General features: G+C 63.7%; 28 protein-coding genes and 2 pseudogenes. 18 read left to right on the forward strand and 12 right to left on the reverse strand.

The window, feature by feature from the left end:
* Positions 1 to 29: 29 nt before the first annotated feature.
* A pseudogene (locus CK227_RS19815) lies at positions 30 to 305 on the forward strand (D-amino-acid oxidase); the annotation flags it as partial.
* Between the two features lie 17 nt (positions 306 to 322).
* Here CK227_RS19815 and CK227_RS19820 read toward each other — a convergent pair.
* The gene (locus tag CK227_RS19820) at positions 323 to 916 is read right to left on the reverse strand and encodes a hypothetical protein (protein ID WP_095770591.1); all 594 of its coding nucleotides are present in this window, start codon (positions 914 to 916) and stop codon (positions 323 to 325) included.
* A gap of 134 nt (positions 917 to 1,050) precedes the next feature.
* On the opposite strand from CK227_RS19820, the gene CK227_RS19825 reads away from it, so the two are divergent.
* The gene (locus CK227_RS19825; RefSeq protein ID WP_095770590.1) at positions 1,051 to 2,184 is read left to right on the forward strand and encodes a metallophosphoesterase; all 1,134 of its coding nucleotides are present in this window, start codon (positions 1,051 to 1,053) and stop codon (positions 2,182 to 2,184) included.
* A gap of 56 nt (positions 2,185 to 2,240) precedes the next feature.
* On the opposite strand, the pseudogene CK227_RS19830 reads toward CK227_RS19825, so the two are convergent.
* A pseudogene (locus CK227_RS19830) lies at positions 2,241 to 2,428 on the reverse strand (CsbD family protein).
* A 165-nt stretch (positions 2,429 to 2,593) separates the two neighbouring features.
* Here CK227_RS19830 and CK227_RS19835 point away from each other — a divergent pair.
* From CK227_RS19835 to CK227_RS19870, 8 genes are all read left to right on the forward strand, one after another.
* Positions 2,594 to 3,262: a glutathione S-transferase family protein gene (locus CK227_RS19835; protein ID WP_179295919.1), complete on the forward strand. Its 669-nt coding sequence runs from the start codon at positions 2,594 to 2,596 to the stop codon at positions 3,260 to 3,262.
* Between the two features lie 46 nt (positions 3,263 to 3,308).
* On the forward strand, positions 3,309 to 3,656 hold the full coding sequence (locus CK227_RS19840) for a YciI family protein (protein WP_245317986.1): 348 nt from the start codon (positions 3,309 to 3,311) through the stop codon (positions 3,654 to 3,656).
* A 483-nt stretch (positions 3,657 to 4,139) separates the two neighbouring features.
* Positions 4,140 to 4,349 carry a cold-shock protein gene (locus tag CK227_RS19845; protein WP_010915421.1) on the forward strand — a complete coding sequence of 70 codons (210 nt, stop codon included), beginning with the start codon at positions 4,140 to 4,142 and terminating at the stop codon, positions 4,347 to 4,349.
* Positions 4,350 to 4,735: 386 nt separating this feature from the next.
* The gene (locus CK227_RS19850; RefSeq protein ID WP_095770917.1) at positions 4,736 to 4,963 is read left to right on the forward strand and encodes a hypothetical protein; all 228 of its coding nucleotides are present in this window, start codon (positions 4,736 to 4,738) and stop codon (positions 4,961 to 4,963) included.
* Positions 4,963 to 5,370, forward strand: a complete 408-nt coding sequence (locus CK227_RS19855; RefSeq protein WP_010915422.1) for a hypothetical protein — start codon at positions 4,963 to 4,965, stop codon at positions 5,368 to 5,370. Before CK227_RS19850 ends, CK227_RS19855 begins: the two co-directional genes overlap by 1 nt.
* Before the next feature lies 1 nt (position 5,371).
* Positions 5,372 to 5,536, forward strand: coding sequence for a hypothetical protein (locus CK227_RS36790; RefSeq protein WP_095770587.1), 165 nt, complete (start codon positions 5,372 to 5,374; stop codon positions 5,534 to 5,536).
* Positions 5,537 to 5,540: 4 nt separating this feature from the next.
* Positions 5,541 to 5,921, forward strand: a complete 381-nt coding sequence (locus tag CK227_RS19865; protein ID WP_095770586.1) for a YkgJ family cysteine cluster protein — start codon at positions 5,541 to 5,543, stop codon at positions 5,919 to 5,921.
* Between the two features lie 108 nt (positions 5,922 to 6,029).
* The gene (locus CK227_RS19870) at positions 6,030 to 6,641 is read left to right on the forward strand and encodes a LysE family translocator (protein ID WP_095770916.1); all 612 of its coding nucleotides are present in this window, start codon (positions 6,030 to 6,032) and stop codon (positions 6,639 to 6,641) included.
* A 14-nt stretch (positions 6,642 to 6,655) separates the two neighbouring features.
* Here the strand turns inward: CK227_RS19870 and CK227_RS19875 are convergent, their stop codons facing one another.
* The 3 genes from CK227_RS19875 to CK227_RS19885 are packed head-to-tail and all read right to left on the reverse strand — an operon-like array spanning position 6,656 to position 8,551.
* The gene (locus tag CK227_RS19875; RefSeq protein WP_095770585.1) at positions 6,656 to 7,042 is read right to left on the reverse strand and encodes a nuclear transport factor 2 family protein; all 387 of its coding nucleotides are present in this window, start codon (positions 7,040 to 7,042) and stop codon (positions 6,656 to 6,658) included.
* Between the two features lie 15 nt (positions 7,043 to 7,057).
* On the reverse strand, positions 7,058 to 7,507 hold the full coding sequence (locus CK227_RS19880) for an OsmC family protein (RefSeq protein ID WP_095770584.1): 450 nt from the start codon (positions 7,505 to 7,507) through the stop codon (positions 7,058 to 7,060).
* Positions 7,508 to 7,540: 33 nt separating this feature from the next.
* Positions 7,541 to 8,551 carry an NAD(P)-dependent alcohol dehydrogenase gene (locus tag CK227_RS19885; RefSeq protein WP_095770583.1) on the reverse strand — a complete coding sequence of 337 codons (1,011 nt, stop codon included), beginning with the start codon at positions 8,549 to 8,551 and terminating at the stop codon, positions 7,541 to 7,543.
* Between the two features lie 98 nt (positions 8,552 to 8,649).
* Between CK227_RS19885 and CK227_RS19890 the strand changes: the two genes are divergently transcribed.
* The gene (locus CK227_RS19890) at positions 8,650 to 9,258 is read left to right on the forward strand and encodes a TetR/AcrR family transcriptional regulator (RefSeq protein ID WP_095770915.1); all 609 of its coding nucleotides are present in this window, start codon (positions 8,650 to 8,652) and stop codon (positions 9,256 to 9,258) included.
* A gap of 2 nt (positions 9,259 to 9,260) precedes the next feature.
* Here CK227_RS19890 and CK227_RS19895 read toward each other — a convergent pair whose 3' ends face one another.
* From CK227_RS19895 to CK227_RS19920, 6 genes are all read right to left on the reverse strand, one after another.
* Positions 9,261 to 9,701 (reverse strand): TadE/TadG family type IV pilus assembly protein, encoded by a 441-nt coding sequence (locus tag CK227_RS19895; RefSeq protein WP_095770582.1) that lies wholly within the window; start codon positions 9,699 to 9,701, stop codon positions 9,261 to 9,263.
* On the reverse strand, positions 9,698 to 10,294 hold the full coding sequence (locus CK227_RS19900) for a TadE/TadG family type IV pilus assembly protein (RefSeq protein WP_095770581.1): 597 nt from the start codon (positions 10,292 to 10,294) through the stop codon (positions 9,698 to 9,700). Before CK227_RS19900 ends, CK227_RS19895 begins: the two co-directional genes overlap by 4 nt.
* The gene (locus tag CK227_RS19905) at positions 10,291 to 12,360 is read right to left on the reverse strand and encodes a TadE/TadG family type IV pilus assembly protein (RefSeq protein WP_095770580.1); all 2,070 of its coding nucleotides are present in this window, start codon (positions 12,358 to 12,360) and stop codon (positions 10,291 to 10,293) included. The genes CK227_RS19900 and CK227_RS19905 overlap by 4 nt, the downstream gene beginning before the upstream one ends.
* A gap of 426 nt (positions 12,361 to 12,786) precedes the next feature.
* Positions 12,787 to 14,442, reverse strand: coding sequence for a chaperonin GroEL (gene groL, locus CK227_RS19910; RefSeq protein ID WP_095770579.1), 1,656 nt, complete (start codon positions 14,440 to 14,442; stop codon positions 12,787 to 12,789).
* A gap of 62 nt (positions 14,443 to 14,504) precedes the next feature.
* Positions 14,505 to 14,801: a co-chaperone GroES gene (gene groES / locus CK227_RS19915; RefSeq protein ID WP_010915433.1), complete on the reverse strand. Its 297-nt coding sequence runs from the start codon at positions 14,799 to 14,801 to the stop codon at positions 14,505 to 14,507.
* Between the two features lie 177 nt (positions 14,802 to 14,978).
* Positions 14,979 to 15,605: a TetR/AcrR family transcriptional regulator gene (locus CK227_RS19920; protein ID WP_095770578.1), complete on the reverse strand. Its 627-nt coding sequence runs from the start codon at positions 15,603 to 15,605 to the stop codon at positions 14,979 to 14,981.
* Between the two features lie 125 nt (positions 15,606 to 15,730).
* On the opposite strand from CK227_RS19920, the gene CK227_RS19925 reads away from it, so the two are divergent.
* The 4 genes from CK227_RS19925 (at position 15,731) to CK227_RS19940 (ending at position 20,407) form a co-directional block, all read left to right on the forward strand.
* The gene (locus tag CK227_RS19925) at positions 15,731 to 16,915 is read left to right on the forward strand and encodes an MFS transporter (protein ID WP_095770577.1); all 1,185 of its coding nucleotides are present in this window, start codon (positions 15,731 to 15,733) and stop codon (positions 16,913 to 16,915) included.
* Between the two features lie 5 nt (positions 16,916 to 16,920).
* Positions 16,921 to 18,243 (forward strand): D-arabinono-1,4-lactone oxidase, encoded by a 1,323-nt coding sequence (locus CK227_RS19930; RefSeq protein ID WP_095770576.1) that lies wholly within the window; start codon positions 16,921 to 16,923, stop codon positions 18,241 to 18,243.
* The gene (locus CK227_RS19935; RefSeq protein WP_095770575.1) at positions 18,240 to 19,385 is read left to right on the forward strand and encodes an alanine racemase; all 1,146 of its coding nucleotides are present in this window, start codon (positions 18,240 to 18,242) and stop codon (positions 19,383 to 19,385) included. The genes CK227_RS19930 and CK227_RS19935 overlap by 4 nt, the downstream gene beginning before the upstream one ends.
* 71 nt (positions 19,386 to 19,456) lie before the next feature.
* Entirely contained in the window at positions 19,457 to 20,407 is a 951-nt protein-coding gene (locus CK227_RS19940; protein ID WP_095770914.1) for a bifunctional helix-turn-helix transcriptional regulator/GNAT family N-acetyltransferase, read from the forward strand.
* 6 nt (positions 20,408 to 20,413) lie between these two features.
* On the opposite strand, the gene CK227_RS19945 is transcribed toward CK227_RS19940, so the two are convergent.
* Positions 20,414 to 21,247: an AraC family transcriptional regulator gene (locus tag CK227_RS19945; RefSeq protein ID WP_095770574.1), complete on the reverse strand. Its 834-nt coding sequence runs from the start codon at positions 21,245 to 21,247 to the stop codon at positions 20,414 to 20,416.
* A gap of 217 nt (positions 21,248 to 21,464) precedes the next feature.
* Here CK227_RS19945 and CK227_RS19950 point away from each other — a divergent pair, with 217 nt between their 5' ends.
* From CK227_RS19950 to CK227_RS19960, 3 genes are read left to right on the forward strand one after another with little or no spacing between them, the layout of a single operon-like run.
* Complete coding sequence (locus tag CK227_RS19950) at positions 21,465 to 22,493, forward strand: LacI family DNA-binding transcriptional regulator (protein ID WP_095770573.1); 1,029 nt, start codon at positions 21,465 to 21,467, stop codon at positions 22,491 to 22,493.
* Positions 22,490 to 24,007, forward strand: a complete 1,518-nt coding sequence (locus CK227_RS19955; RefSeq protein WP_095770572.1) for a sugar ABC transporter ATP-binding protein — start codon at positions 22,490 to 22,492, stop codon at positions 24,005 to 24,007. Before CK227_RS19950 ends, CK227_RS19955 begins: the two co-directional genes overlap by 4 nt.
* A complete protein-coding gene (locus tag CK227_RS19960; RefSeq protein ID WP_095770571.1) occupies positions 24,007 to 25,062 on the forward strand; it encodes an ABC transporter permease in 1,056 nt (351 codons plus the stop codon). Before CK227_RS19955 ends, CK227_RS19960 begins: the two co-directional genes overlap by 1 nt.
* The last annotated feature ends 11 nt before the right edge of the window (positions 25,063 to 25,073 follow it).

Here is a 25,073-nt window from a genome sequence, read left to right on the forward strand (position 1 = left end):
GTTGGCAGAATGAGCCTTTCCGCCGGGCGCGGATCTCCCTTCAACCGCCGGATGAGCAATTCCGCGACGGAGCCCTCGCGCTCGATTCCGCCTGGTCTGAAGAAGAGGTGGTGGTCAATTCGGACGGCACCTATAGCGTAAAGGCTTCGACCATTCTGGGGCTTCTCAACGAGGCCTCGAATGTCATCGAGGGACATCCAAAGTTGGAACTGCAAAGCTACGGTGTCGGACCCAAGCCGAACCCCGGAGACGGCGAGCCGGTCTTCGGCCAGTTGATGAAGGACATCCAGGGATATTATGTTGCCCTGCGCGCCATGGACCTCTACTCGGCCAGCGGCTTGATCGTCTCGTAGCCGTTGACCGATTCCGCGCTGGTGCCTTCATCATAGCGCCGGGCAAGGGAGGCTTGCAGATCGGGCGCATAGAGCGCGGTGAACGTGTCGAGCGTCTCGCCGGCTCCGTTCTTGAAGGTCTCCTTGACCGCCAGGACGTGGTATTTGCAGCCGCCGAGGCTGAAGGTTTCCTTGCCCTTGACGACCAGGATCAGCGTCTTGGTGGCCTTCGGCTGCTTGTCCGGCGACAGCTCGACGAACTCGATCGTGCTCTTGGTTCCCGCCTTTAGCGGAAACAGTTTTCGCAGGTCGGAAAACGGGATCATTGCCAGCCGGCCGGTGTTGCTGTCGCGAAAAACCTCGATCAGGCCGGCATACAGGAACTGCTTTTGCGGTGATTGCGACTCATAGCTGTTGGCGACGGAGATCATCCCGCCCGCGGCGGGCCGAAACTCGCTTTGGATGCCTGGCCTCGCCAGAATGAACCCGTTTTTCGCGGACTTCGCATCGACGCATGGACCGGCAAACGCAACACTCGCCGGCAGCAGAACCGCCAATGCCATGCCGATAAGCGCGCGCTTCATGACGCTCCTCCGTTTCGTGCGAATACAAGTGCAGGTAGAAATTGACAGACGTTCATGGCGATGTCGATGGTCAGGGCAGTGACGGTATTGCCGAAACTGGACGGACGGACGTCGCCTGTGCTGAAATTCCGCCGATGATGAATCACTGGGCGCCACAATTGCTTTCACGACGCAGCTTTCTGATGCAGGCCGCGGGTCTTGTCGCGGCCGGCGCGCTTTCACGCCCGGCGCTCGGACAGACCGGGCAGCGCATCCAGCCCATCGATGCCACCTTCCTGTTCATCGCCGATGTCCATGCCTGCCGGATGGCGAGCGGCCTCAGCCCCAACTGCCGGCAGGAGGGCAAGACCGACGTCGCGCTGCTGCGCAATGTCGCGGCGCTGAATGCCGTCAATGACAAGCACTGGCCGGCCGAGATCAACGGCGTCGCCACCGGCTTGCGTTCGGCCGGCAACCGGATCGGCATGCCGCTCGGTCTTGTCGTCGGCGGCGACATCACCGACGATGGCGGCGGCCAGATCACCCAGCCGAGCGAGGGCACGCAGCTGCTGCAGTTCAGCCAGCGCTATAGCCAAGGCGTTGGCCCGGATCGTGTCCACATGCCGGTCTATGTCGGGCTCGGCAATCATGATCTCGACCAGAACGGTCCGCCGCATCATGTCGATTGGTACCGGCGTGAACTGCGCGACTACGTCGAGGTCAACCACCGCCCCGGCGTGTTCTTCAAACCACCTGTGCCGGCCACCAGCTACGATGTCGACACCGACTGCTATTCATGGGACTGGGGCGGCCTGCACCTTGTCCAGACGCATCGTTTCACCGGCGACATCGGTCATGGCGCCGATTCGAGCCTGCCTTGGCTCAAGCAGGATCTCGCGACCTACGCGGCGGATGGCCGCCCCGTCATCCTGTTCCAGCACTATGGCTGGGACATTTTTTCGACGGAGCGGTGGGATCCTGCCAAGCGCACCTATGACGATGACGGCGCCGGTGCGCCGCACTGGTGGGGCGAGGCCGACAGACAGGCGCTGCTGGCGGCGCTGAAGGGCTACAATGTCGTCGGCATCTTCCACGGCCATCAGCATGACACCCCGCTGATCTACCACCGTGACGGGCTCGACCTGTTCAAGCCGAAGGCCGCTTATATGGGAGGGTTCGCCGTGGCCCGGGTGACCAGCGATGGCATGGACGTGGCGCTGGGCGAGGCGACCGACGACCATGGCGAGGTCACCTTCACCAACGCTTTCAGCAAGGGCTGGAGCACTTGAAAAAGGCGGCCCTGGCGGCCGCCTTTCTGATTGCCACGACATGTCTCGATGCGGGATCAGAGTGCCTTCCTGACTTTGTCCTTCACGTCGCCATAGGCCTTCTGCACCTTGCCGGCGACCTTGTCGGCCATGCCCTCGGCCTGGGTCCGTCGGTTGCCGGTCGCCTTGCCGGCGGCCTGTTTGACCGCGCCCTTGACCTGCTTGGCCAGACGGCGACCTGATCCTTGTTCACCATGTTCCGCATCTCCTGGAAGTTTGAATTCGGGGGAATTCGTCCGCCGCGAACAAACGGGCCGCCGTCGATTAAAATCCAGGCGCTGTTGCGGAATAGGATGACTGCGCGACCCGCTTCCGGTGGCAAGGCTGGCGGGATAGGTTGCGCGGACGCACCGCGCGCATGGAGAGAAAAATGGCGGAGTTCACGCTCTACATCGGCAACAAATGCTTCTCCTCGTGGTCGCTCCGGCCATGGGTGGCGATGAGGCATCTGGAGATACCATTCGAGGAAGGTTTTGTGCGGCTGCGTACGCCCGAGACGTTTGCCAATCTGGCGAAAGTGTCGCCGACCGGTCAGGTGCCCGTCCTGAATCACAAGCCGTTGCAGGGAGGGAGCAGGATCGTCTGGGAAACCCTTGCCATTCTTGAGTATCTCGCTGACCTGTTTCCCGAGAAAAAGCTCTGGCCGACCGGTATCGGCGCCCGTGCCTTGGCGCGCGCGGCGGCGACCGAGATGCATTCCGGTTTTCGCGAGGTGCGCTATGGCTGGCCGATGAATTTGCGGCGGCCGAAGGGGCACAAGCCGCTCGACGCCGAAGGGGAGGTGCAGCGGGCACGCATCGAGGCGCTATGGCGCGAATGCCGCGAGAAATACGGCAAGGGCGGTCCGTTCCTGTTTGGCCATTTCACCGCGGCCGATGCCATGTATGCACCGGTCGTCACCCGCTTCGACACCTATGGCGGCGAGCTCGCGCCCGAGACCAGGGCCTATGTCGACGCCGTGCTGGCAATGCCGGCGATGCGGCACTGGTATGCGGAGGCGGCGAAAGAGCCATGGCCGGAGCCGGGGCCGGACGAATAGACCGAACGACGGACAGCAATCAGGTTTCGCTCCTGGAGGAGGACCGATGGCCAGCAACGAAGCACCACGTGAAGCTGCGACGACAAGGATCTTCCATTGCCGGCTGATCCCGCCGCGGCCGGACTTCGCCTTTACCATGACGGACGAGGAAAGGGAGCTGATGAGCCGGCATGCCGACTACCTGCGCGCCAAGCTGCGCGAGGGCACCATGATCTTGGCTGGCCCGGTCGCCGATCCGGCCGGTCCTTGGGGCCTGCTGATCCTGCGTGCCGGCAGCGAGGCCGACGCAAAGGCGATAACCGATGGCGATCCAGTGGCAAGGTCAGGCCGCGGCTTCCGCTACGAGATCCTGCCGATGATCAGCACGATCATGTACGGCGACACCGAAAGCTAACGGTCCGGCTCCGGCCACAGCGCCTCCAGCGTGCGAGCCCCGCTCGGCCGCCACCGTGATCCGGGAGAGGGCCTGACACAAATAAGAACGCCCCTCGCACCGGTTATTGTGCGGGAGGCGTCCTTTCGTCAGCACTCCTGAGATCGCTCTCTGAAACTGCTGACCCCAATGAAATGCGCTGGCAGGGGATTGGTTCCGGGGGTGGTGTGATTTTTTTGGGAGGAGCCTGGCCTTTCTGCCGTTCATCGGTTGAGGCTCTATTCGTGTGACAACCTGAAATTGAAGCCGGGCTTTTGGAAAACCAGAAATTGACTCGGCGGCAAAAGCAGTCTAAAAGAACTATGTCGATATTTGTTTGACCGACTTTTGTTATCCGCGCACGCATGCGCGCCTTTGACGAACTTCCCCATCAAAAATCGAGACAAAAATCGCTGTGCAGTCGCACCGCGATTAACGAATATTTGCCATGGAAAGGGTTCGTTTATGAGCACCGGCACAGTTAAATGGTTCAACGCCACCAAAGGTTTTGGTTTTATTCAGCCTGACGACGGCTCGGCCGACGTTTTCGTCCACATCTCGGCCGTAGAGCGCGCCGGCATGCGCGACATCGTCGAGGGCCAGAAGCTTGGCTACGAGATGGTCCGCGACAACAAGTCGGGCAAGATGTCCGCCGACCAGTTGAAGGCGGCCTGAAGAACGAATTCAGCCCTCCCGGTGACCACGGATGTACTGGCACCGGTGCAGGGCGAATTCCGACGCGTGGCCCTGGAAACCTGAGTTTCCAAGGCGCATCATGCGCATGAGAGGAGCGTTTCCTGCGGATCCAGCCCTGTGCATTCTTCTGGATGTCACTGGATGCGCGGTACTCCCCAGGGAAGGTCAGGCGGTGCCTGGCCTTTTTCATATTACGCCTGCTGCCGCCGAAAATGCGCTGCGCATCGGGCTGAACGTGCTAAGGGACGGCTTGGCAATTTGAATCCGCCGCCGTATTGCCCCGATGCCGTGTTGCTTTGTGCGTGGTCCCGACCGACGACCCGGTCTCGCCCTACCGGCACCAGGCTCCTGACAGGAGAAAGATTTTGACCGACCATTCGAAGACCGCCGCCGATCCGGCGGTGTCGCTGTTCAGCAAGACGCAAACCCAGTCGATGTCGCTCAACCGCATCCTATCCGAGCGCGACGCCGTCAGCGAGGCGCGGGAAGCCAAGACGGCCCGCTTGCGCGAGCTGCGCCTGGAAAAGGAAGCCGAAGAGATGGCGGCGGCCGCCGCACTTGCGGCGCGCCCGAAAAGAGCCGGAAAACGCTGATGGCCACCAAGCGCGTACCGCCAACGCCGATCGCGGCCGATGCGACCATCGCCGACATGGTCGAAACCCTGGACAAGCCGGTCGAATATGTCCGGCGCGTGCTGGAAAAACTCGAGCGCTGCAAGCGCGCCCATGGCGATGCCCAGGTGCGCGTCGGCGTGCGCGGCCGCGCCGAAGCCCCGAACTACCTGATCGAATACGTTCGCGAGGACAAGAAGACCCTGGAGCGGGTCACCTATCAGGATGCCGCCTATAGCGGCAGCACCCATCGCGAACTGGCGCCGCATCACATCGCGGAAGCCAGGAACTGGTCGCCAGAGGAAATGAACATCACGGCGGTTTCGGCGCTGATCGGCCGCTTGCGCAATCCACGCGCCCCATCATCGCGTTTCGCCGACGAGGACTGACATGGCCATAAAATTCTCCGCCAAGGACCAGCCGGCGGCGCCAACTCCCGCAGCAAAGCCCGCCAAGCCGGCCGCCGCGAAGGCCAGCGAATCTGCCGACCCCGCGACCGATCTGTTCAAGTCACCGGTCGAAGCGCCGGCGCGCAAGACAGGCAAGAAGAAATAGCGCCTTGCCGCGGGACGCCGATCGCAATCCTGCCGCGCCGGGGCTGCTCGCCCTGGCCGCTGCCGCAAGCCGTTCCTCTCGACGCGACGCCGCGCCGCTCTTTGACTGCCAGAGCTGCGGCGCGTGCTGTTCCTATTCGGCCGAGTGGCCGCGTTTCTCCACCGAGGATGACGCGCAACTCGAGCGCATTCCTGAAAAATATGTAGCCCTCGACCTGTCCGGCATGCGCTGCGAGGGCGTGCGCTGTTCGGCTCTGACCGGCGAAGTCGGCAAGTCGACCGCCTGCGGCATCTATGAAACGCGCCCGGATGTCTGCCGCGCCTGCATGCCCGGCGACGAGGAGTGCCTGATGGCAAGGGCCGCGCACGGGCTGGCGGTGGGGTAGTTCCATCCCCCGCTTTGCGGCGCAAGGGAAACGCCAATCACCGTCGCTTGCCTCGACTTGCGCCACCCGATAGCTTCCTTGCCGGGCAGGGCCGTGGAGGAAATCATCGTGAGCATCGAGTTTCTGTTGACGTCGCTGATCGTCGTTGCCTCGCCCGGCACCGGCGTTCTCTACACGCTGAGTGCGGGACTTTCGCGCGGTGCGCGGGCTTCGATCATTGCCGCCTTCGGCTGCACGCTCGGCATCATCCCGCACATGGCCGCTGCCATCACCGGCCTTGCGGCGTTGCTGCACACCAGCGCGGTCGCCTTCGAGACGCTGAAATATCTCGGCGTCGCCTATCTCATCTACATGGCCTGGAACACACTGAAGGAGAAGGGCGGCCTCAGTGTCGAGGATAATGTCGCGCCGCGCTCGGCCGGCAAGGTGATTGCCACCGGCATCCTCGTCAACGTGCTCAACCCGAAACTGTCGATCTTCTTCTTCGCCTTCCTGCCGCAGTTCGTCAGCACCACCGAGCCCAATGCGCTGTCGAAGATGCTGGAGCTCAGCTCCGTCTTCATGCTTTTGACCTTCGTGGTTTTCGTCGGCTACGGCATCTTCGCCGCTTCGATCCGCCGCCATGTCGCCTCGCGGCCGATGGTGCTGACCTGGATGCGCCGAACCTTCGCCGGTGCGTTTGTCATGCTCGGCGCCAAGCTGGCATTGGCTGACCGGTAGCGGCGACCGGCCAGCTATCCCTTCACATAGCCCATCGCCTCGACGATGCGTCCGTCCTCTACACGCATGAGATTGACGCCACGGACGGAGTTACCGTCGGCCATCCAGTAGCGCCAGCGGATGGTCGCCCGGTCGCCGGCGACAAAGGTCTCCTCGAGGTCGAAGCGCGTGCCTGGCTGGGTGGCGATCGCCGACCACAGCTGGACGCATGCTTGCCGCCCCGCATGACGCGCGCCATCAGGCGCCGGCACGGTGTTTTCGATGACGCATTCTTCGGCAATCAGTTCGGGAAGTGCGGACGGGTCGTGCAGCTGGAACACGTCGTTGAAGCGCCGCATGATCTCGGCCGTCTGTCCGGAGCGGTCGTCTGGGTTGAGAGTGATAATACTGTCCTGTTTCATCTCGTCCTCCTGATGTCAGTGTGCCGTGGTGGTGGTTGCGAGGAGCTCGGCCTTGAGCGTGATGGAGGCCACGCCGGCCAGGGCGCGCGAAACGAGGCATGTCGTTTTCGCCCTCTCCGCGAGGTTCTGGAATTCATCCGGAGCAAGCCCCGGAATCTCGGCTTGCGTCTCAAGCTCGATGCGGGTGATCGTCGGTCCCGCGGCGGCTGCGCCGAGATGCACCTTGGCGACGGTGCTGATGCTTGTCGGTATGTGGTGGGCTGTGCCCAGTATGGCGCTCAGGGCCATAGAAAAGCAGCCGGCATGCGCCGCGGCGATCAGCTCTTCCGGGTTGGTGCCCGGACCGTTTTCGAAACGCGACGGGAAAGAATAGGCGCCTTCGAAGACCCCGCTGCCGAGCTTCACCTTGCCCGAACCCTCTTTCAGCGTCCCTTGCCACCTCGCCGAGGCTTCGCGAATTGTCATTGTCGTTCTCCTTTGGTTTGAGGCATCGATGGGTCAGGCGCCGTCGACGACCACTTTTCCGAAGACGTCGCCCTGCTGGAAATAGCGATAGGCATTGCGGGCCTCGCTGAAGGCAAAGACCTTGTCGATGACGGGCGACAGGCGGTGCTGCGAAACAGCGCGCAGCATGGCTTCGAGATTGCTCCGGTTGCCGACGAAGAGGCGGCTGATGGTGGCGAGGCTGCGCTGGTAGACTGCCGCCGGGATCTGGATCGATCCGCCTTTCGCATCCTGCAGCGTGAGCAGCACGATGTGTCCGTAAAGCGTGCTGGCGATCAGCGACTGCGCGAAGGTCGCCGGGCCACCGGTCTCGACGACGAGATCGATGCCGCCGGTCTGGTCGCGGACGGCCGCACCCCATTCGGGCATGTCCGACGTCGAGATCACAAGATCGGCGCCCAGCATCCGTAGCCTGTCGGCCTTCTCTGCGCGCGAGGTGACGGCGGCGACGCGGCAGCCGAGCAGCTTGGCGAACTGCAGCGCAAAGAGCGAGACGCCGCCTGAACCGATGACTAGAACCCATTGGCCTGGCTTTGGAATTCCGGCACTCGTCACCGCGTTCCAGGCGGTCACGCCGGCGCAGGTCAGCGTCGCCGCCTCACGCCATTCGAGATGATCGGGCAGGCGCGCCGCCCATTGTTCGTCGAGAACCGCGTATTCCGCCAGCATGCCGTCCAGCGTGCAACCGAGCTGGTCGATGAGACCGGCGTTGATGCGGCCGTCGATCCAGCGGGCGAAATAGCTGCCGGTGACACGGTCACCGACGGCGAAGCGGGTGACGGCATCGCCGATGGCGACAACGTCGCCAGCCCCGTCGCTCAATGGAACGACACCCTGGCGCGGCTGCAGCGGATAGGTGCCGTTGAGGATCATCGTGTCGCGGCGGTTGAGCGAGGCGGCACGGACACGCACCACGATCTCATGCGGTTTTGGCTGAGGCTGTGGCTCGTCCCGCATCACCAGGCATTCTGTCCCGCCCGACCCTTCAAGACGATAGCTGCGCATGGTGTTGCCTCCGATATGTAGACTGATCTACATATTATGTAGACCGATTGTCATATTCTGCGCAAGGCCTATAATGATTGCTGCTGACAGAGGTTGACATGGCGAACGACACCCGCACCCGCATACTCGACACGACCGCGCTGCTGCTCCGGCAGCGCGGCTATCACGGCACATCGCTCAACGACATATTGAGCGCCAGCGGCGCGCCGCGCGGTTCGCTTTACTTCCATTTTCCGGGCGGCAAGGACCAACTGGTGATCGAGGTGACGCGTGACAGCGTTGCCGGGGTGACGGCGAGACTGGGCGAAGCGCTGGCCGCCGAAAGGGATCCGGCGGTGGCGGTCCATCATATCTACCAAGCAGTGGGGCGCATGCTGGAAGACAACCAGTTTTCGCTCGGCTGTCCGATCGCGCCCGTCGTGCTGGACTCACCGACCGACGTGCCGGAGCTGGCGGATTTGTGCCGCGCGGCCTTCGAGCAGTGGATAGGGCTGTTGCGTGAGGCCTTCGTCAGGGCCGGAGTGCCCGAACGCCGCGCCCACGCTCTGGCGCTGCTGGTCGAATCGTCGCTGGAAGGGCTGATGGTGATCGCCCGCGCCACCCGGGACCGCGCCCCGCTACAGGCGGTGGCGGACGAGGTCGCGGCGCTGATCGAAGCCGCGGTGCTTGCCGGCGAGGTTCAGCGACGCGCGGAGGCCGGTGTCTGAGGTCAAGCCCCCTGGTTCGGGAAGCAGGCGCTGGCGCTGAGGTTCGGGCCGTTAGCCAGCGACGTCAGGAAGGCCGGCAGCACGGTCGTGAATTTGTAGGAAACCTGGACGCTCGAAAAGCCGGACAGGCCCGAGCAGGCGGTGTTGTTGCTGACGGTGATGTTGGCGTTGCTGAGCACGATGCCGTCGGTTGCCGCCCGACTGCTGATATAGCTGATGGCGCTGGCGGCATCGTAGACGCCGTTCTGCGCGCATCCGCTCTGCAGCACGCCGACGCAACGCGCCCCTGCCGCGGCGATTTCATTCAGCACATGCTGGGCCCAGTACATGCGGCCGAACTCGAACGTGCCCATCAGCACGAGCAGCAACGGCACTGACAGCAAGGCGAACTCGACGGCGTTGGCACCGGATCTGTCGCGCAGGAAGGATCGGCGGCGGCTCATTGCGGCTGCGCCACCGACTTGACCGTGATGTTGCCGTTGCTGACGATGCCGAAGCCGCCGAAAAGCGGCGTATAGGGTTTGCTGGCCGTGATCGTTACGAATTTCCCCGCAATGCCGCCGCCACTGCAGATGCTGCCGCATGCCATCGGGGTGCTCCAGGCCACGGCCCCGGAACTGCCCGGGCAATAGCAGAGATCGGCATTGGCGACCGTGCCGCTCTGGGTGGCCGTGGATGTGGTGGCATTGTAGGCAAGTGCCGCACCGTTGTTGATAACGACCTGAATGCTGCCGCCATTGCCGCCCAGACCGCTGGTGACCACCGTCGCAATGTTGCCGGCCAGCGCGCCGCCGCCGGTGGAATTGACCTTGTCGCCATTGAGCAGCGCATAGTTCGAACCAGCCGAAACCGCCGAGCTCAGTTCGAATTTGGCCTTCAATGAGCCGCCTATGTCGACGGTTCCGGCCAGGATGACCAGCAGCACGGGGCTGACCAAAGCGAACTCGACCGCCGACACGCCGGTTTTCTGGCGCCGCAGGAAGTCTGTGAACGCGAAACGCCGGCTGGCGTGGCCGAGGCGTGACTGCTTGCTCATTGCACGAGGCTCACCTTGCTGCTGCCACCGGCACTCGAGGCCGCGATGCATTCCGATGCGGCTGTGGTGCCGCCCGATAGCGTGATGCGTGAGCCGATCATCTGCAGGCACTTGCTCGGGTCGGTGTTCGATCCCAGCACGCTCGAGCCGCCATTCATGATGATCGGGCCATAGGGAAAATAGAATGCGCCCGATATCTGGGCGTTGGAGCCGCCTTCGGCGAAGGTCGCGCCGCCGGTGTTGGAACTGCCCGTGGGGCCGATCACCGCCAGCTTCGCCGTCGCTCCCGACTGGGGTGCGGTGAGCGCGATGTTGCTATAGCCGGCGGCCACGCAGAAAACATAGCCGTTACAACTTCCCGAACTGGATTTGGCCTTGCCTGACAGGACAAGCGTCACATTGGCGCCGCTGACGCTGATCGTGCTGCCGTTGCAGTTGGCGCTGCCGCCGCCATTGCCGCCCAGCGCGAAATAGCCGTCCACGGTGTAGACGCCGGCGCCGAGCAAAATGGCGCCCGAGCCGATGAAGTTGCCGGCGATGTCGTGCTGCGCCGCGACCGGGACCACAAAGCAGCTGCCGCCGCCGCCGCCGTTCACATTGCCGACGACCTGGAAAACGCTGCTGGCGCCCGTCGCATCGGCCATGATCGTTGTCGAACCGCCGCCGAGCGTGATCGCGTCGCCATTGCTGCCTGGCCCGATCTTGTAGGAATTGGTCGTGCCCGAGCCGAAGGTGAGCGTTCCGGTGTTGGTATAGCCGCCGGGGAGCTCGAAAGTGCTCGGTCCACCAAAGGTCAAGGCGGACGCGTTGCAGATGCTGACCTGTCCCGAGCCGTTGCAGGCAGTGTCGCTGCGGCCGATCTTGAAGGTGCCGGCGCCGAAGGTGGTGGTGCCGTAGCCGGTGGTCAGCCCCTTGGCGAAGTTGAACGTGCCGGCGCCAAAGGTCGTTGTGCCGGCGGCGGTCACCTGCTTGCCGAAATTGTAGGTGCCGGCCCCGAACGTCGTGGTTCCGGCCGTGGTGAGGGTCTTGGCGAAGTTGTAGGTGCCTGGCCCGAAATTGGTGGTGGCACTGGTCGTGAGATCGCCGGCGATATTGTAAACTGTCGTTGCCGCGCCGCTTGTAGCGAAGTTGAGGTTGATGCCGCCGCCGATGGTGACGGTGCCCAGGTTGACCGTGGTTTTGCCGCCGCAGTCCAGCGTCCAGGTCGATGACGACGATGCCCAGCTGGCGGTGCAGCCGAGCGCGTTTGCCTGGCCTTGGGTGGGGCCTGTGTTCCAGCCGAAGTCGATGTTGTTGCCGTTGGGAGTGGTTGGCGCTGTTGGCGCGGCTGTCGTCGAAAGCGCCGCAACCGTTGCAATACGGGCCACGGCGGCCGTGACCGCGGCATTGCCGGCCAGCGGGTCGGGGGTGGATTTCTTGGTGATCACCGCGGTCGCCCCGCCTGGGCCGGTGATGCCGTTGCAAGGCTGGCTCGGGGCAGCGGCGGAATTGTAGTTGACGCCGAGCGCCGAAATGCTGGTGCCGCAGGGGACGGTCACCGTGTTGTTGGAAGAGACGGTGCATTTCTGCGCCGAGATCGAGGTACCGCCGCTCAGCGTCAGGCCGGTCTGCGTGCCGTCGAGCGCGAGCATGCATCCGGGCGTTTGCGGCTGCGCACCAAGCTCGGCCACCGAATTGGCATAGATCTGCAATTGCTGGCGATCGTTCAGGACGCGTGCCAGGAACAGCGTCCTGTAGGTGTTGATCGACACCGAAACCGCGTTGACGCCGGTCGTTTTCGGGGAGGCGACCAGGCTCACCTGTCCATTGGCGGCGGGAACGCCGTTGAGCACCGCGACGCCAACCGCGGTGGCAGTCATCTGCGAGGTGGACTTGTTCACATTATAGGCGAGGGCGCCCGCATAGGCTGACAGGTCGGCCACGCGCTGATTGTCGGCGCGCTCGACGAGGGCTGCGCCATATTCGGTCACCAGGGCGGCCATGCCGATCAGGACCGGCATCACCAGTGCCGAGATGATCAGCACGTTGCCGTCGCGGTTTCGTAAAAATCGCCGGAAAAATTGCATCGATGGTTACCCGACACGCCGCACGCGGAGCAACCTCGCCATGCTCCCGCCCTTTAGTAATCGCGAATGTGTTAAAAAATATTGTCTGACAAATTCACCTAGCGCCGTCAAAGCTTAGTCGAAACCTCTGATTTTGCTGGAAAACTGCTCAAGAAAGGGGCGAGTGCCCCGTCGAGTGGTGCAGACCTCGATGGTCGCTACCGTTGCAGGAGGCAAAGAAAAAGGGCGGCATCGCTGCCGCCCTTTCGTATGCATAAGCCAGGTGGCTTGGATTAGAAGTCCATGCCGCCACTCGAGCCCGCTTGCGGGCTCGAGCAATGTAAGTTCATGGGCGTGCTTTATGGACTTCTTAGAAGTCCATGCCGCCACTCGAGCCCGCTTGCGGGCTCGAGCAATGTAAGTTGATGGGCGTGCTTTATGGACTTCTTAGAAGTCCATGCCGCCCATGCCGCCCATGCCACCGCCGCCCATGCCGCCAGGCATGCCGCCGCCAGCCGACTCCTTCTTCGGAGCCTCCGCGATCATGGCTTCGGTGGTGACGAGCAGGCCGGCGACCGAGGCCGCGTCCTGGAGAGCCGTGCGGACAACCTTGACCGGATCGACGATACCCATGGCGATCATGTCGCCATATTCGCCGGTCTGGGCGTTGTAGCCGAAGGTCGCGCCCTTGTTCTCAAGGATCTTGCCGGCAACGATCGAGGCTTCCGCACCGGCGTTAGAGGCGATCTGGCGGGCCGGAGCCTGCAGAGCGCGACGCACGATGTTGATGCCAGCGGCCTGGTCGGCATTGGCGCCGGCAGCCTTGATGTTGGCCGAAGCGCGCAGCAGGGCCACGCCACCGCCGGCAACGATGCCTTCTTCCACGGCCGCGCGGGTCGCGTTCAGCGCATCGTCAACGCGGTCCTTCTTTTCCTTGACTTCGACTTCCGTCGCACCGCCGACGCGGATCACCGCAACGCCGCCCGCCAGCTTGGCGAGACGTTCCTGCAGCTTCTCCTTGTCGTAGTCCGAAGTGGTCTCTTCGATCTGCTGCTTGATCTGGGCAACGCGACCCTGGATCTCGGCCTTCTTGCCGGCGCCGTCGACGATGGTGGTGTTCTCCTTGGAGATCGACACCTTCTTGGCGCGGCCGAGCATGTTGAGGCCGACATTCTCAAGCTTGATGCCGAGGTCTTCCGAGATGACCTGGCCACCGGTGAGGATGGCGATGTCTTCCAGCATGGCCTTGCGCCGATCACCGAAGCCCGGAGCCTTGACGGCGGCGATCTTCAGGCCGCCACGCAGCTTGTTGACGACCAGCGTGGCCAGGGCCTCGCCTTCGACGTCTTCCGAGATGATGAGCAGCGGCTTGGAGGTCTGCACGACGGCTTCGAGAACCGGCAGCATTGCCTGCAGGTTGGAGAGCTTCTTCTCGTGGAGGAGGATGTAGGCGTCCTCGAGATCAGCAACCATCTTGTCGGCGTTGGTGACGAAGTAGGGCGAGAGATAGCCGCGGTCGAACTGCATGCCTTCGACGACTTCAAGTTCGGTCTCGGCGGTCTTGGCTTCCTCGACGGTGATGACGCCTTCGTTGCCGACCTTCTGCATCGCTTCCGCGATCATCTTGCCGACCGACTCGTCACCATTGGCCGAGATGGTGCCGACCTGGGCGACTTCCTCGGAGGTCTTGATCTTCTTGGCGGCCTTGCCGAGCGCCGCGACGACCTCGGTGACGGCCAGGTCGATGCCGCGCTTCAGGTCCATCGGGTTCATGCCGGCGGCAACCGACTTGTGGCCTTCCTGGACGATCGACTGCGCCAGAACGGTCGCGGTCGTGGTGCCGTCGCCGGCGATGTCGTTGGTCTTCGAAGCAACTTCGCGGACCATCTGCGCGCCCATGTTCTCGAACTTGTCCTCAAGCTCGATTTCCTTGGCGACGGTGACGCCGTCCTTGGTGATGCGCGGGGCGCCGAACGACTTGTCGATGACGACGTTGCGGCCCTTGGGGCCGAGCGTGACCTTCACCGCATCGGCGAGGATGTTGACGCCACGCAGCATGCGCTCACGGGCATCACGGGAGAATTTTACGTCTTTAGCAGCCATTTTTAGCTCCTGGCAGGGGCTTGCGATAAAGCCCGGAATTCAGTTGACGGTGAGGCCGATGATCAGCCGATGATGCCCATGATGTCGGATTCCTTCATGATCAGAAGGTCTTCGCCATTGAGCTTGACTTCGGTGCCCGACCACTTGCCGAACAGGATGCGGTCGCCAGCCTTGACGTCCAGGGGGACCAGCTTGCCGCTTTCGTCGCGCGCGCCGGAGCCGACGGCGATGATCTCGCCTTCCTGCGGCTTTTCCTTGGCCGTATCCGGGATGATGATCCCGCCGGCGGTCTTGGATTCGGATTCGACCCGGCGAACGACCACGCGGTCATGAAGCGGGCGGAACTTCGACTTTGCCATTTTTTCTTCCTCGAATGAGAACGGTGAGAAACAGTTCCTCCGTCCGGCGAAGCCGGACATATAGTTAGCACTCACCAAGGGCGAGTGCTAACGTGGCGCTGAAATAGGCCGCCGACCTGCGAGAGTCAAGGCGCGCGGCAGCCTCGAAAGGCGGTAATTTTTTCCACGGATTGCGGCTTAGAGAAACAACCGCAACTGCGTGTGGATGATCGACCGGTAATCCTCGATGGTCCGGCGGCCTTCCGGCTGGCCCTGCGCGAGCGCCAGGCGCACCACGCCACCGGCGAGCTGGAAGATCAACAGGACCATGCGTTCGAACTGCTCATGCTTGCCCGGCTCGATCAAGGTGGTGACATGGTCGCAGAACATCCTGGCCTGATGCCGGGTTTCGGCGATGTCGAGATTCTTCAGCGCCTTGTCGGCCTGGATGGCGTTCTGCAGGTCCTGGATGGCCGGATCGCCGGCGACGCGGCCGAGGTAGTCGTCAAGCAACCGGTCGGCGGCGGCGATGACGTCCTTGGCTTCGCGGACATCGGCGAGGATATCAGTCAATCGCGCGCGGCTCACCTCCGAAAACCGCTCATAGAGCATCGCCAGGATCGCCGACTTGTTGGGGAAGTAGTGATAGACGGTGGCGATTGGTCCGCCCGCCAATGCGCCGACTTCCTTCATGGTGACGGCGTCGATGCCCTTCTCGCCAATCAGCCGCATGGTCGTCGACAAGATGGCATCGATGCGCTCGCGGCTGCGCTCCTGCTTGGGCTTGCGCCTCGGTTCGGTCGCTGTTCGCCTTGCTTCCACCATACACCGGTCTTTCGCACGAATTGCCAAATTCTGGTTGACAAAAAATATGATCAAGTATCAGTTTCTAAAATACTGACAGATTGTCAGCTTTTTTGTCGTGCGACAAGGGACGTTGGGAGGCGGCTTTGGCATCTGGTGACGCGTATGCCGGAAGCGGCGACTGGCTGGTCGGCAATCCGACCGGCGGGCAGCTTGCCTCGGCGCTGTGGATCGGCTCGGTCGGCCTGCTCATTCTCGGCCTGCAGCCAGTGCTGCTCGGCGCTCTCTACACGGAGGGCCATGTCAGCGGCGACGAACTGGCGCTGGTCGCCACCGCCGAGATGATCGCCATTGCCATCGGTTCGGCGATCGTCGCGATGCTGCTATCGGCCCGCAACATGCGCTGGAAAAGTGCGGTGCTGCTGCTCCTGCTGGCGCTGGCGAATGTCTGGACGGCCTATGCCGCCGGGGCCAATGCATTGATGGCGGCACGCGCCTTGGCCGGCCTTGCCGAAGGCGGGCTTGTCGCGGTCGCCACCGAGCTGATCGCCCGTTCGCGGCGCGCCGAACGCATCGGCGGCTTTTTCGTCACCATGCAGACGCTGGCGCAATGCGCGCTTGCCCTGCTGCTGGCGCTCTATGTCATCCCGGCCGCCGGATCGGCCGGCGGCTTCCTCATTCTCGCGGTCGTCTGCGTCCTATCGCTCATCGTCGCCTTCGTCGTCCCCACCGATTACGCCATTCTGCCCAAGGACGAGAACCTCGCCAATGTGCTGACGATTCCTTCGATTACCGCCCTGTTGTGCGTCTTCTGTTATTTCATGTTCTTCGGCTCGGTCTGGGCGTTTCTGGAACCGGTTGGCGCCCAATTCGGCATTGACGGCCGCACAGTCGGCCTGATCGTCTCGGCCAGCCTGGCGGTTCAGGTCCTGGGCGCGATGACGGCGACCGTGTTCGAGGCGCGCATCGATTATCGGGTTGCCATCGCACTCATTGGCACTGTCGCGCTTGTCGCCTCGCTCGTGCTGGCCAGCGGACCTGGCCTCACCACCTTCTGGGTCGCCGCCCTGGTCATGGGTTTCATTCTCCTGTTCATCGTGCCCTACCAGATCCGCCTGGCGATCACGGCCGATGACACCCGCACCGCCGTGCTCCTGGTGCCGGCCGCGCAGCTCTTCGGCCTGGCGATCGGGCCGGTTGCGGCGTCGCTGCTCATCGACGGCAAGGATTTCCGCCCGGTTCCGGAATTCGCTGCCGGCAGTGCCTTGGCCAGTGTGCTGTTGCTTGGCCTGTTCATCCTCGTGGCGCGGCGTCGCCGGGTTGTTGCGTGAGCGCCATGTCGAACATCTGGAGCAACTGGTCCGGTTTTGTCACTGCCGCGCCGCGGCTGATCGCCAGCCCCGCCGATGCCAGCGAAGTTGGTGACCTCGTTCGCACCGCGCCCGGCCCGGTCCGTGTCGTCGGTGCCGGTCACTCCTTCACCCCACTGGTGAAATCCGAGGGCACGATCCTGTCTCTGGAAAAACTGGAAGGGCTGGTCTCGCATGACGCTGAAAAGCATCAGGCACGCGTGAAGGCAGGGACGCGGCTCGGTTCGCTCATGCACATCCTGCAAGGCATCGGCCAGGGCCTGCCCAATATGGGCGACATCGACCGCCAGGCAATCGGCGGCGCGCTGGGAACCGCCACCCACGGCTCGGGGCCGACGCTCGGCGCCTATCACACGCAATTGGAGACGGTGCAGATCGTCGACGGGCTCGGCAAGGTCCGCGACTTCACCAGGGCAGGGGATCAGGACATGATCCACGCCATCGGCGTCGCGCTGGGTGCCTTCGGTGTCCTGAGCGAAGTGACGCTGAACAACATCGCGACCTACCGGCTGCGCCGCCGCAAATGGGTGCTGCCGATCGGCGACATGCTGCGCGATTTCGAAAAGATGATGACCGCGCACCGCTCGGCCGAATTCTACTACATTCCGTTTTCCGGCTACGCGCAGTTCATCGCCAGCGACTTCAGCACCGAGGCGACCACCACGCGCCCGACCGACGATGACGAAGGCTCCTTGCGCACGCTGCGCCGGTTGCGCACCGGGCTCGCCTGGCTGCCGTCACTGCGCCGCCGCCTGATCCTCGGTGCCGTCGCGAAAGTGCCGGCCGAGGATTATGTGCAGGACTGGCTCAACGTCTATGCCAGCGACCGCCAGACCAAGTTCAACGAGATGGAATATCACCTTCCCTTCGAGGAGGGGCCGAAGGCGCTGGCCGAGATCATCGCGCTCACCGAAAAGCACTTTCCCGAAGTCTATTTCCCAATGGAGGTGCGCAGCGTCGCGGCTGATCGGTTCTGGCTCTCGCCCTTCTACAACAGGCCGACCTGTTCGATCGCCGTCCACCACGACGCGGCGAGCGATCCGTTGCCCTTCATGCAGGCGGCCGAGCCGATCTTCCGCAGGTATGGCGGCCGGCCGCATTGGGGCAAGATGCACAGCCTGAAGGCGGCGGATTTCAAGAAGCTCTATCCCCGTTGGGACGACGCCATGGCGGTTCGCCGCGACATCGATCCGCAAAACCGATTCGTCTCGCCCTACATGGCAGGGCTGTTCGGCATTGAACCCAGTCCTTTTGGCATCGAACCCAGTCCTTTTGGCATCGAACGATGAGTGCCTACTTTGCCGCGCTCTCCGAAGCACTGAAGACCGCCGGCATCTTCCAGCCCTGCCTGCTGCTCGACCTCGACCGGCTGGATGGCAACATTGCGCTGGTCAAAGCCAGGCTTGACCCGAGTCTTGCCGTGCGGCTGGTCGACAAGTCGCTCGCTTGCCTGCCGCTGCTTGCGCATATCGGCAAGACGCTCGGAACCGGCCGCTTCATGACCTTTCATCCACCGATCAGTGAGGCGGTGCTGGAGGCGTTTCCGGATGCGGGTCTCCTGTTCGGCAAGCCGATGCCGATCGGGGCGGCCAGGGCGGCACTGGTGAAGGGTGGCGCCGACTGGTCGCGCGTCTGCTGGCTGATCGACAGTGACGAAAGACTGGCGGAATACGGCGCTCTCGCGATCGAACTCGATATCGAACTGCGCATCGCCTTCGAGATCGATGTCGGGCTGCATCGCGGCGGCTTCGCCAACCCGGAGGCCTTGTCGAAAGCGTTAAGCGCCATGGCGGCCCACAAACGACTGCGCTGCGAAGGCGTCATGGCCTATGAGGCGCACGCGCCGCATATTCCCGGCCTGTTCGGCGGGCCGGCCAAGGCGTTGGCGCAGGCTTCGGAGCGGGCCGCCGCTTTCGTGGCGCGCCTCGGCCCGGACCGGCGCCGCATCCTGAACATTGGCGGCAGCAAGACCGCGCTGCTGCATCACGGCGGCATTGCCAATGAAGTGTCGATGGGGTCGGCCTTCGTGCTGCCCAGCGATTTCGACTCGCCTGGCCTCGACGGTTTCCAGCCGGCGGCCTTCATCGCGACGCCGATCCTGAAGATGGCCGAGCCGATGCTGCCGGGTCCGCCGGCTGTTTCCCGCCTGCTGCAGGCGCTCGGCCGGTTCCCCCGCAAGGGCTGCTATCTCTATGGCGGCAAATGGATGGCCGAACCGGTCTTTCCCGAGGGCATGAGGACGAATCGCCTGCTCGGCCTGTCTTCCAACCAGCAATTCATGGGCCTGCCTGCCGATAGCGTCGCCAAACCAGGCGACTACGCGTTCCTGCGGCCGACGCAGAGCGAGGCCGTGCTGCAGCAATTCGGGCCGATCGCGGTGCTTTCCCAGGGCAGGATCGTTGATCGTTGGCCGGTGTTGCCGATGATGTGATCGCGTCGGGTAGGTCGATATAGTTGACTAAGTCAAGTAAATGGTTGATCCTGTGAAGGCAGGAGATGACCATGACGATTCACCATCACCCCAAGAACGAAGCGCCGAACAAGCAGCTGATCGATGCGGTGCGGGCTTTCAACCGCTTCTACACCCGCCAGATCGGCCTGCTCGACGAAGGGTTGCTGAAAAGCGCCTTCTCACTGACCGAGGCGCGCGTGCTTTACGAGCTGGCGCACCGCGACGGTTTGACCGCGACCGACCTTGGGCGCGATCTCGGTCTCGACGCCGGCTATGTCAGCCGTTTGCTGAAGAAGTTCGAACGCCATGACCTCATCTCCAGGTCGACGCTGGTTTCGGATGCCAGGCAATCCTCGATTGCGCTGACGCCGGCGGGCAGGAATGCATTTGCGCCGTTGAACAAGGATTCGCATGACCAGGTCGCGGCCTTGCTCGATCGGCTGCCTGCTTCGGAACAGGACCGGCTGGTGAAGTCCATGCGGACTATCCAGGCACTGCTGGACGAAAGCGCAGAGCCGAAAATTCCCTATCTGCTGCGGCCGCTGCAGATCGGCGACATCGGCTGGATCACCCGCCGGCAAGGGATGCTCTACGCGCAGGATTATGGCTGGGACGAAACCTACGAGGCGCTGGTCGCCGAAATCCTCGCGGCCTTCGTCAAATCCTTCGACCCGAAATGGGAGCGCAGCTGGATCGCCGAGCGCGATGGCGAGGTCGTCGGTTCGGTCTTCGTCGTGCGCAAGTCGCCCGAGGTGGCGAAGCTCAGATTGCTTTATGTTGAGCCTTCGGCACGCGGCCTTGGCATCGGCGGGCGCTTGGTCGACGAGTGCATCGCCTTCGCGCGAGCCAAAGGTTACAAGACGCTGACGCTTTGGACCAACGATATACTGGGCTCGGCGCGCCGCATCTATCAGGCGGCGGGCTTCAAGCTGATCGACGAAGAGCGCCACCATTCCTTCGGCAAGGATCTGGTCGGGCAGACATGGGATTTGGAATTATAGCGCCGATCAACCCTTGATCGGTATCCAGATCTCCAGTCCGCCATTGCCGCTGCGCGGATCGAACTCCGGGCCATAGCGTTCGAATTCCGGCGCGTCCGCTATTTCGTGTCCGGAGCGCGGCAGCCATTTGTTCCAGATCGTGTTGACGGTGCGGCGGATGGTCGAAATGTGCTCGCGATGCGAAAACACCGCATATTTCTGAGCCGGTATGCGCACGCGGCTGAATTCCCCGGGAAGGTCGGAAAAGTCCGAGACCTCGACGCCGGCGATGTAGTCGAAATTGCCGGCATCGTCGCCGTTGACGCAGACGCCATAGGCGACGTCACCGGTCTCGCCCGGAATGTTGCCGATAAAGGGGCCGAAGCGTTGCCATTGCATCGGAATGGCGGCGCTGGTCCCGCAGCTGTAGCGCTCGCCGAGCCCCGCGATGAGGAACGGCCGGCTGGTCTCGAAGCGTGGCGGTTCGAGCTTGGCAAGAAAGGACTGGTCCATCAGGATCGGCTCCACGAGGTCGAGGGTCTTGGTCGAGCCTTGCGCTCGCACCAGTTCCGGCGTCGTGCCGAACTGGTCGCGGAAGGCCCGGGTGAAGGCCTCATGCGAGTTGTAGCCGGCATCGAGCGCCACCGAGAGGATGTCGGGCGCGCCGTCGGCGAGCCTGCGTGCCGCCTCGGTCAGCCGGCGCGCGCGCATATAGCCCATGACAGAGCGGCCGGTGGCGGCACCGAAGGCGCGCGTCACATGAAAGCGCGATACACCGCTGCTTTGAGCGACGTCGTCGAGCGAAATCGCCTCCGGCAGATGGCTTTCGACAAACCACAGCGCTTTCTCGGTCGGGTTCATGGGCTTCTCGCATTGGGTCGGACCATCTTGCCGCTTTCTTCCGTGACAATTTGATCGAAATTGCGCAGCGCGCGAATTTCGTCGAACAAAGTCATCGAATCGATTGCGCAAACGTTTCGATGACAATATGCTCTGCCGAAATCCGCCAAAGCCAATGAGAGCGGACTGGAACGCATCATCAGGGAGGAGCGCTTGCCAGCACTCCATTTGAGCCGCCATGCCGACAATGGCTGAGGTCGCGCGCCGCGCCGGCGTATCGGTTTCGACCGTCTCGCATGTCATCAACCGCACCCGCTTTGTCTCGCCGGAGAAGGCGCGGCTCATCAATGACGCGATCGCCGCGATGGGCTACCAGCCCAACGAGCTGGCGCGGTCACTGAAAGTGGCCTCGACCAACAGCGTCGGCCTGGCGATCTCGGCGATTTCCAACCCTTATTTCACCGACATCATCTGCGCGGTGGAGGCCGAATGCGCGCGCCTCGGCCTCATGGTCTTCCTCTCCGACACGCAGGAGGACCCCGACCGCGAGCTTTCGGTGGTGCGCGCGTTCCACCAGCGTCGCGTCGACGGTGTCATCCTGGCGCCGTCGGGCGCGCCGCAGCGCGCTATCGATTACCTGGCCGAGAAGAAGCTGCCCTGCGTGCTCATCGACCGTTTCGCCGACGAGCGCTTCGACCAGATCGGCGTCGAGAACCAGTCATCGATGCGCGCGCTGATCGACCATGTCGCCGCCTTCGGCCACAAGCGCATCGGCTATATCGCCGGCCAGCCGGGCCTGGCGACGACGCGCGAACGCGTCGAGGCCTTTCGCGCCTCGCTGGTCGCCAATGGACTTGAATGCCTGCCGCACTATGTCTCGCCGGAGAATGTCGACACGGCGAGCGCGACCGCATCGACCCATGCGATCCTGTCTCTGCCGTCGCCGCCCACCGCACTGGTCACGGGCAACAACATGACGACCATCGGGGCAGTTCGCGCCATCCGCGAGAGGGGGCTCTCCATCCCCGGCGACCTCTCGCTAGCCGGCTTCGACGACTTCGAATGGGCCGATTGTTTCGAGCCGCGGCTGACACTGGTCGCGCAACCCTGCACCGAGATCGGACGGCAGGCGGCCACCCTGCTGTGCGCTCGCATCGCATCGACCGACCTGGAGCCGCAGGCGGTGCGGCTGCGGGCGGCGCTGCAGGTGCGAGAGTCCTGCGCGAGGCCGGCCTCCCATGAGGTCAGCCCCATGAGGTCGGCATGAGCGCGCCGCTGCTTTCCGTCACCGGCGCGGTCAAGCGCTTCGGCGGCGTCCAGGCGCTGCGCGGCGTCGACTTCGACCTCAAGGCGGGCGAGATCCATGCCCTGCTTGGCGAAAACGGCGCCGGCAAATCGACGCTGATGAACCTGTTGTCGGGCGTCTACACGCCGGACGAGGGCACCATCCACATCGACGGCAAGCAGGTAGCCTTCAACAACCCGCGCGAGGCGCAGGCGGCCGGCATCGCCACGATCTTCCAGGAACTCGACCTGGTGCCGACGCTCGACGTCGCCGCCAACCTTTTCCTTGGCCGCGAGTTGATGCGGCCGGGTGGTTTCCTCGACGTGCCGGCAATGCGCAGCGAAGCGCGCAAGCGTCTCGAAGCCATCGAATTGGCCATCGATCCGGCCAGCATGGTGGCGAACCTGTCGATCGGCCAGCGCCAGGTCGTGGCGATCGTCAAGGCGCTGTCCTACGCCTCGCGCGTGCTGATCATGGACGAGCCGACGGCGGCACTCACGGTAGGTGAGGTCGACAGGCTGTTCGACATCATGCGCAAGCTCGCCGCCAGCGGCGTCGGCATCGTCTACATCTCGCATCGCCTAGAGGAGGTACCGCAGATCGCCGACCGGGTGACGGTCATGCGCGACGGTCGCGTCGCCGGCGTCACCGAGCCGCACGCGCCGCAGGCCGAACTGGTCCGGCTTCTGGTCGGCCGGCCGCTGGATGAGCTTTATCCCGAGCGGTCGACGAAGGCCGGCAAGACGCTGCTCAGCTTGCGCGATGCCAGCTTCAGGCTCGCCCATGAAAGCGCCGGCTGGCAGCCGCCGAGCGGCGTCTCGCTCGACGTCAAGGCGGGCGAGATCGTCGGGTTGGCCGGCATCATGGGGGCTGGGCGCACCGAATTGCTCAGCGCGCTCTATGGCACCGGCCTGTCCGGCCGTTGGGAAGGCGAGGTCGCCATCGATGGCCGGCCTGTAAGGCTGGATTCGATCAGGGCGGCCCGCGCGGCCGGCATCGCCTTCGTCACCGACGACCGGCGCGGCAGCGGGCTGATGCTCAGAATGGCGGTGGGCCTCAACCTGGTGATGTCGGTGATCCGCCGCATCTCGCCCCTCGGCCTGATGTCGCAGCGCCGCCAGGCGGATGCGGTAAAGCAGTCCTTCGGCCAGTTCGATATCAGGCCGAAGAATCCCGACATCGCCGTCGGCGCGCTTTCCGGCGGCAACCAGCAGAAGGTGGTGCTGGCCAAGGAGATCCTCGGCAATCCCCGTCTGCTGCTGCTCGACGAGCCGACTCGCGGCGTCGATGTCGGCGCCAAGGGCGAGATCTACGCGCGGCTGAGGCAGTTGGCGGCGCAGGGGCTCGGCATATTGGTCGCGTCCAGCGAGATGCCGGAGCTCATCGGCCTGTGCGACCGGATCGTGGTGCTGCGCCAGGGGCGCAACGTGGCGGAATTCATCGGCGGCGTCGACGAGCACACAGTGCTTGACGCGGCAAATGGCAGGGAGGCCTGATGTCTGACCAGAAGATTTCGGTGGCAGCGAGCCCGGCTGTGCCGGCGGCAGCGCCAAAGCATCGCGATCCGCTCGCCCTTGTGGTGCGCTTCCAGAGCCTGATCGGCCTGGTGGTGGTGGCGATCGGCGGCATCATCTTCTCGCCGCGCCGGCACGGCCAGATCCTGTTCCTCGATCCCGACAACATCGCCAACATCGTGCGCGCCGTCTCGGAGACCGGAATCATCGCCATCGGCATGACTTTCGTCATCATCACCGCCGGCATCGACCTGTCGGTTGGCGCGGTGCTCGGGCTGTCCAGCGTCGTCACCGCATCGATGATGATCTCGGGTGGCTTCGGGCTCATTCCCACCATCCTCGCCGTGCTTATCATGGGCATCGTCTTCGGCGCCATCCAGGGCACCATCTCCACCCGCTTCCGGCTGGAGCCGTTCATCGTCACGCTCGCCGGCCTGCAGGCGGCGCGCGGCCTGGCGCTGGTCGTCTCGGGCAACCAGTACATCAACATTTCCTATGGCGACGGACCGGGCCTGGCACCGCCGGTGTTCGCGATCCTCGGCGAGCGGTTGTTCAACAACACCGTGCCGGTCGCCACCATCGTCTTTATCGTCTTTGCCGCGATCGCAACGATCGTGCTCAACACGACGCGCTTCGGCCGCTATGTCTTTGCCGTTGGCGGCAATGAGCGCGCGGCGCGAATTTCGGGCGTGCCCGTTTCGACGGTGAAGATCTCGGTCTATGCCATCACCGGTTTTGCCTCGGCCCTTGCCGGCATCGTCCATGCCGGCCAGTTCAATTTCGGCAGCGCCAATGACGGCATGGGCTACGAGCTCACCGCGATCGCCGCCGTGGTCATCGGCGGCACAAGCCTGTTTGGCGGCGCCGGCTCGATGGTCGGCACCGTTGCCGGCACCATCATGCTCGGCGCGCTCGCCAACATCCTGCAGCTGAACAACATCACGCCCGCCATGCAGTTGCTCGCGACCGCCGCGATCATCGTGCTGGCGGCGGTGCTTCAATCCCTCGTTCGCCGCCGCGAGGGTTTGGGTCGTTAGGAGGAAGGCGG

Origin of the sequence: Mesorhizobium sp. WSM4308 (assembly GCF_002294905.1) — a bacterium.
Taxonomy (GTDB): Bacteria; Pseudomonadota; Alphaproteobacteria; order Rhizobiales; family Rhizobiaceae; genus Mesorhizobium.

Bases quoted from the DNA above. Each gene is read 5' to 3' on its own strand.
- CK227_RS19890 (WP_095770915.1), top strand. From the start codon at position 8,650: ATGGCGAACGACACCCGCACCCGCATACTCGACACGACCGCGCTGCTG.
- groES (WP_010915433.1), bottom strand. From the start codon at position 14,801: ATGGCAAAGTCGAAGTTCCGCCCGCTTCATGACCGCGTGGTCGTTCGC.
- CK227_RS19950 (WP_095770573.1), top strand. From the start codon at position 21,465: ATGCCGACAATGGCTGAGGTCGCGCGCCGCGCCGGCGTATCGGTTTCG.
- CK227_RS19820 (WP_095770591.1), bottom strand. From the start codon at position 916: ATGAAGCGCGCGCTTATCGGCATGGCATTGGCGGTTCTGCTGCCGGCG.
- CK227_RS19875 (WP_095770585.1), bottom strand. From the start codon at position 7,042: ATGAAACAGGACAGTATTATCACTCTCAACCCAGACGACCGCTCCGGA.
- CK227_RS19905 (WP_095770580.1), bottom strand. From the start codon at position 12,360: ATGCAATTTTTCCGGCGATTTTTACGAAACCGCGACGGCAACGTGCTG.
- CK227_RS19920 (WP_095770578.1), bottom strand. From the start codon at position 15,605: ATGGTGGAAGCAAGGCGAACAGCGACCGAACCGAGGCGCAAGCCCAAG.
- CK227_RS19855 (WP_010915422.1), top strand. From the start codon at position 4,963: ATGGCCACCAAGCGCGTACCGCCAACGCCGATCGCGGCCGATGCGACC.
- CK227_RS19885 (WP_095770583.1), bottom strand. From the start codon at position 8,551: ATGCGCAGCTATCGTCTTGAAGGGTCGGGCGGGACAGAATGCCTGGTG.
- CK227_RS19955 (WP_095770572.1), top strand. From the start codon at position 22,490: ATGAGCGCGCCGCTGCTTTCCGTCACCGGCGCGGTCAAGCGCTTCGGC.
- CK227_RS36790 (WP_095770587.1), top strand. From the start codon at position 5,372: ATGGCCATAAAATTCTCCGCCAAGGACCAGCCGGCGGCGCCAACTCCC.
- CK227_RS19840 (WP_245317986.1), top strand. From the start codon at position 3,309: ATGGCCAGCAACGAAGCACCACGTGAAGCTGCGACGACAAGGATCTTC.
- CK227_RS19935 (WP_095770575.1), top strand. From the start codon at position 18,240: ATGAGTGCCTACTTTGCCGCGCTCTCCGAAGCACTGAAGACCGCCGGC.
- CK227_RS19940 (WP_095770914.1), top strand. From the start codon at position 19,457: ATGACGATTCACCATCACCCCAAGAACGAAGCGCCGAACAAGCAGCTG.
- CK227_RS19845 (WP_010915421.1), top strand. From the start codon at position 4,140: ATGAGCACCGGCACAGTTAAATGGTTCAACGCCACCAAAGGTTTTGGT.
- CK227_RS19825 (WP_095770590.1), top strand. From the start codon at position 1,051: ATGATGAATCACTGGGCGCCACAATTGCTTTCACGACGCAGCTTTCTG.
- CK227_RS19895 (WP_095770582.1), bottom strand. From the start codon at position 9,701: ATGAGCCGCCGCCGATCCTTCCTGCGCGACAGATCCGGTGCCAACGCC.
- CK227_RS19900 (WP_095770581.1), bottom strand. From the start codon at position 10,294: ATGAGCAAGCAGTCACGCCTCGGCCACGCCAGCCGGCGTTTCGCGTTC.
- CK227_RS19930 (WP_095770576.1), top strand. From the start codon at position 16,921: ATGTCGAACATCTGGAGCAACTGGTCCGGTTTTGTCACTGCCGCGCCG.
- CK227_RS19835 (WP_179295919.1), top strand. From the start codon at position 2,594: ATGGCGGAGTTCACGCTCTACATCGGCAACAAATGCTTCTCCTCGTGG.
- CK227_RS19960 (WP_095770571.1), top strand. From the start codon at position 24,007: ATGTCTGACCAGAAGATTTCGGTGGCAGCGAGCCCGGCTGTGCCGGCG.
- groL (WP_095770579.1), bottom strand. From the start codon at position 14,442: ATGGCTGCTAAAGACGTAAAATTCTCCCGTGATGCCCGTGAGCGCATG.
- CK227_RS19880 (WP_095770584.1), bottom strand. From the start codon at position 7,507: ATGACAATTCGCGAAGCCTCGGCGAGGTGGCAAGGGACGCTGAAAGAG.
- CK227_RS19945 (WP_095770574.1), bottom strand. From the start codon at position 21,247: ATGAACCCGACCGAGAAAGCGCTGTGGTTTGTCGAAAGCCATCTGCCG.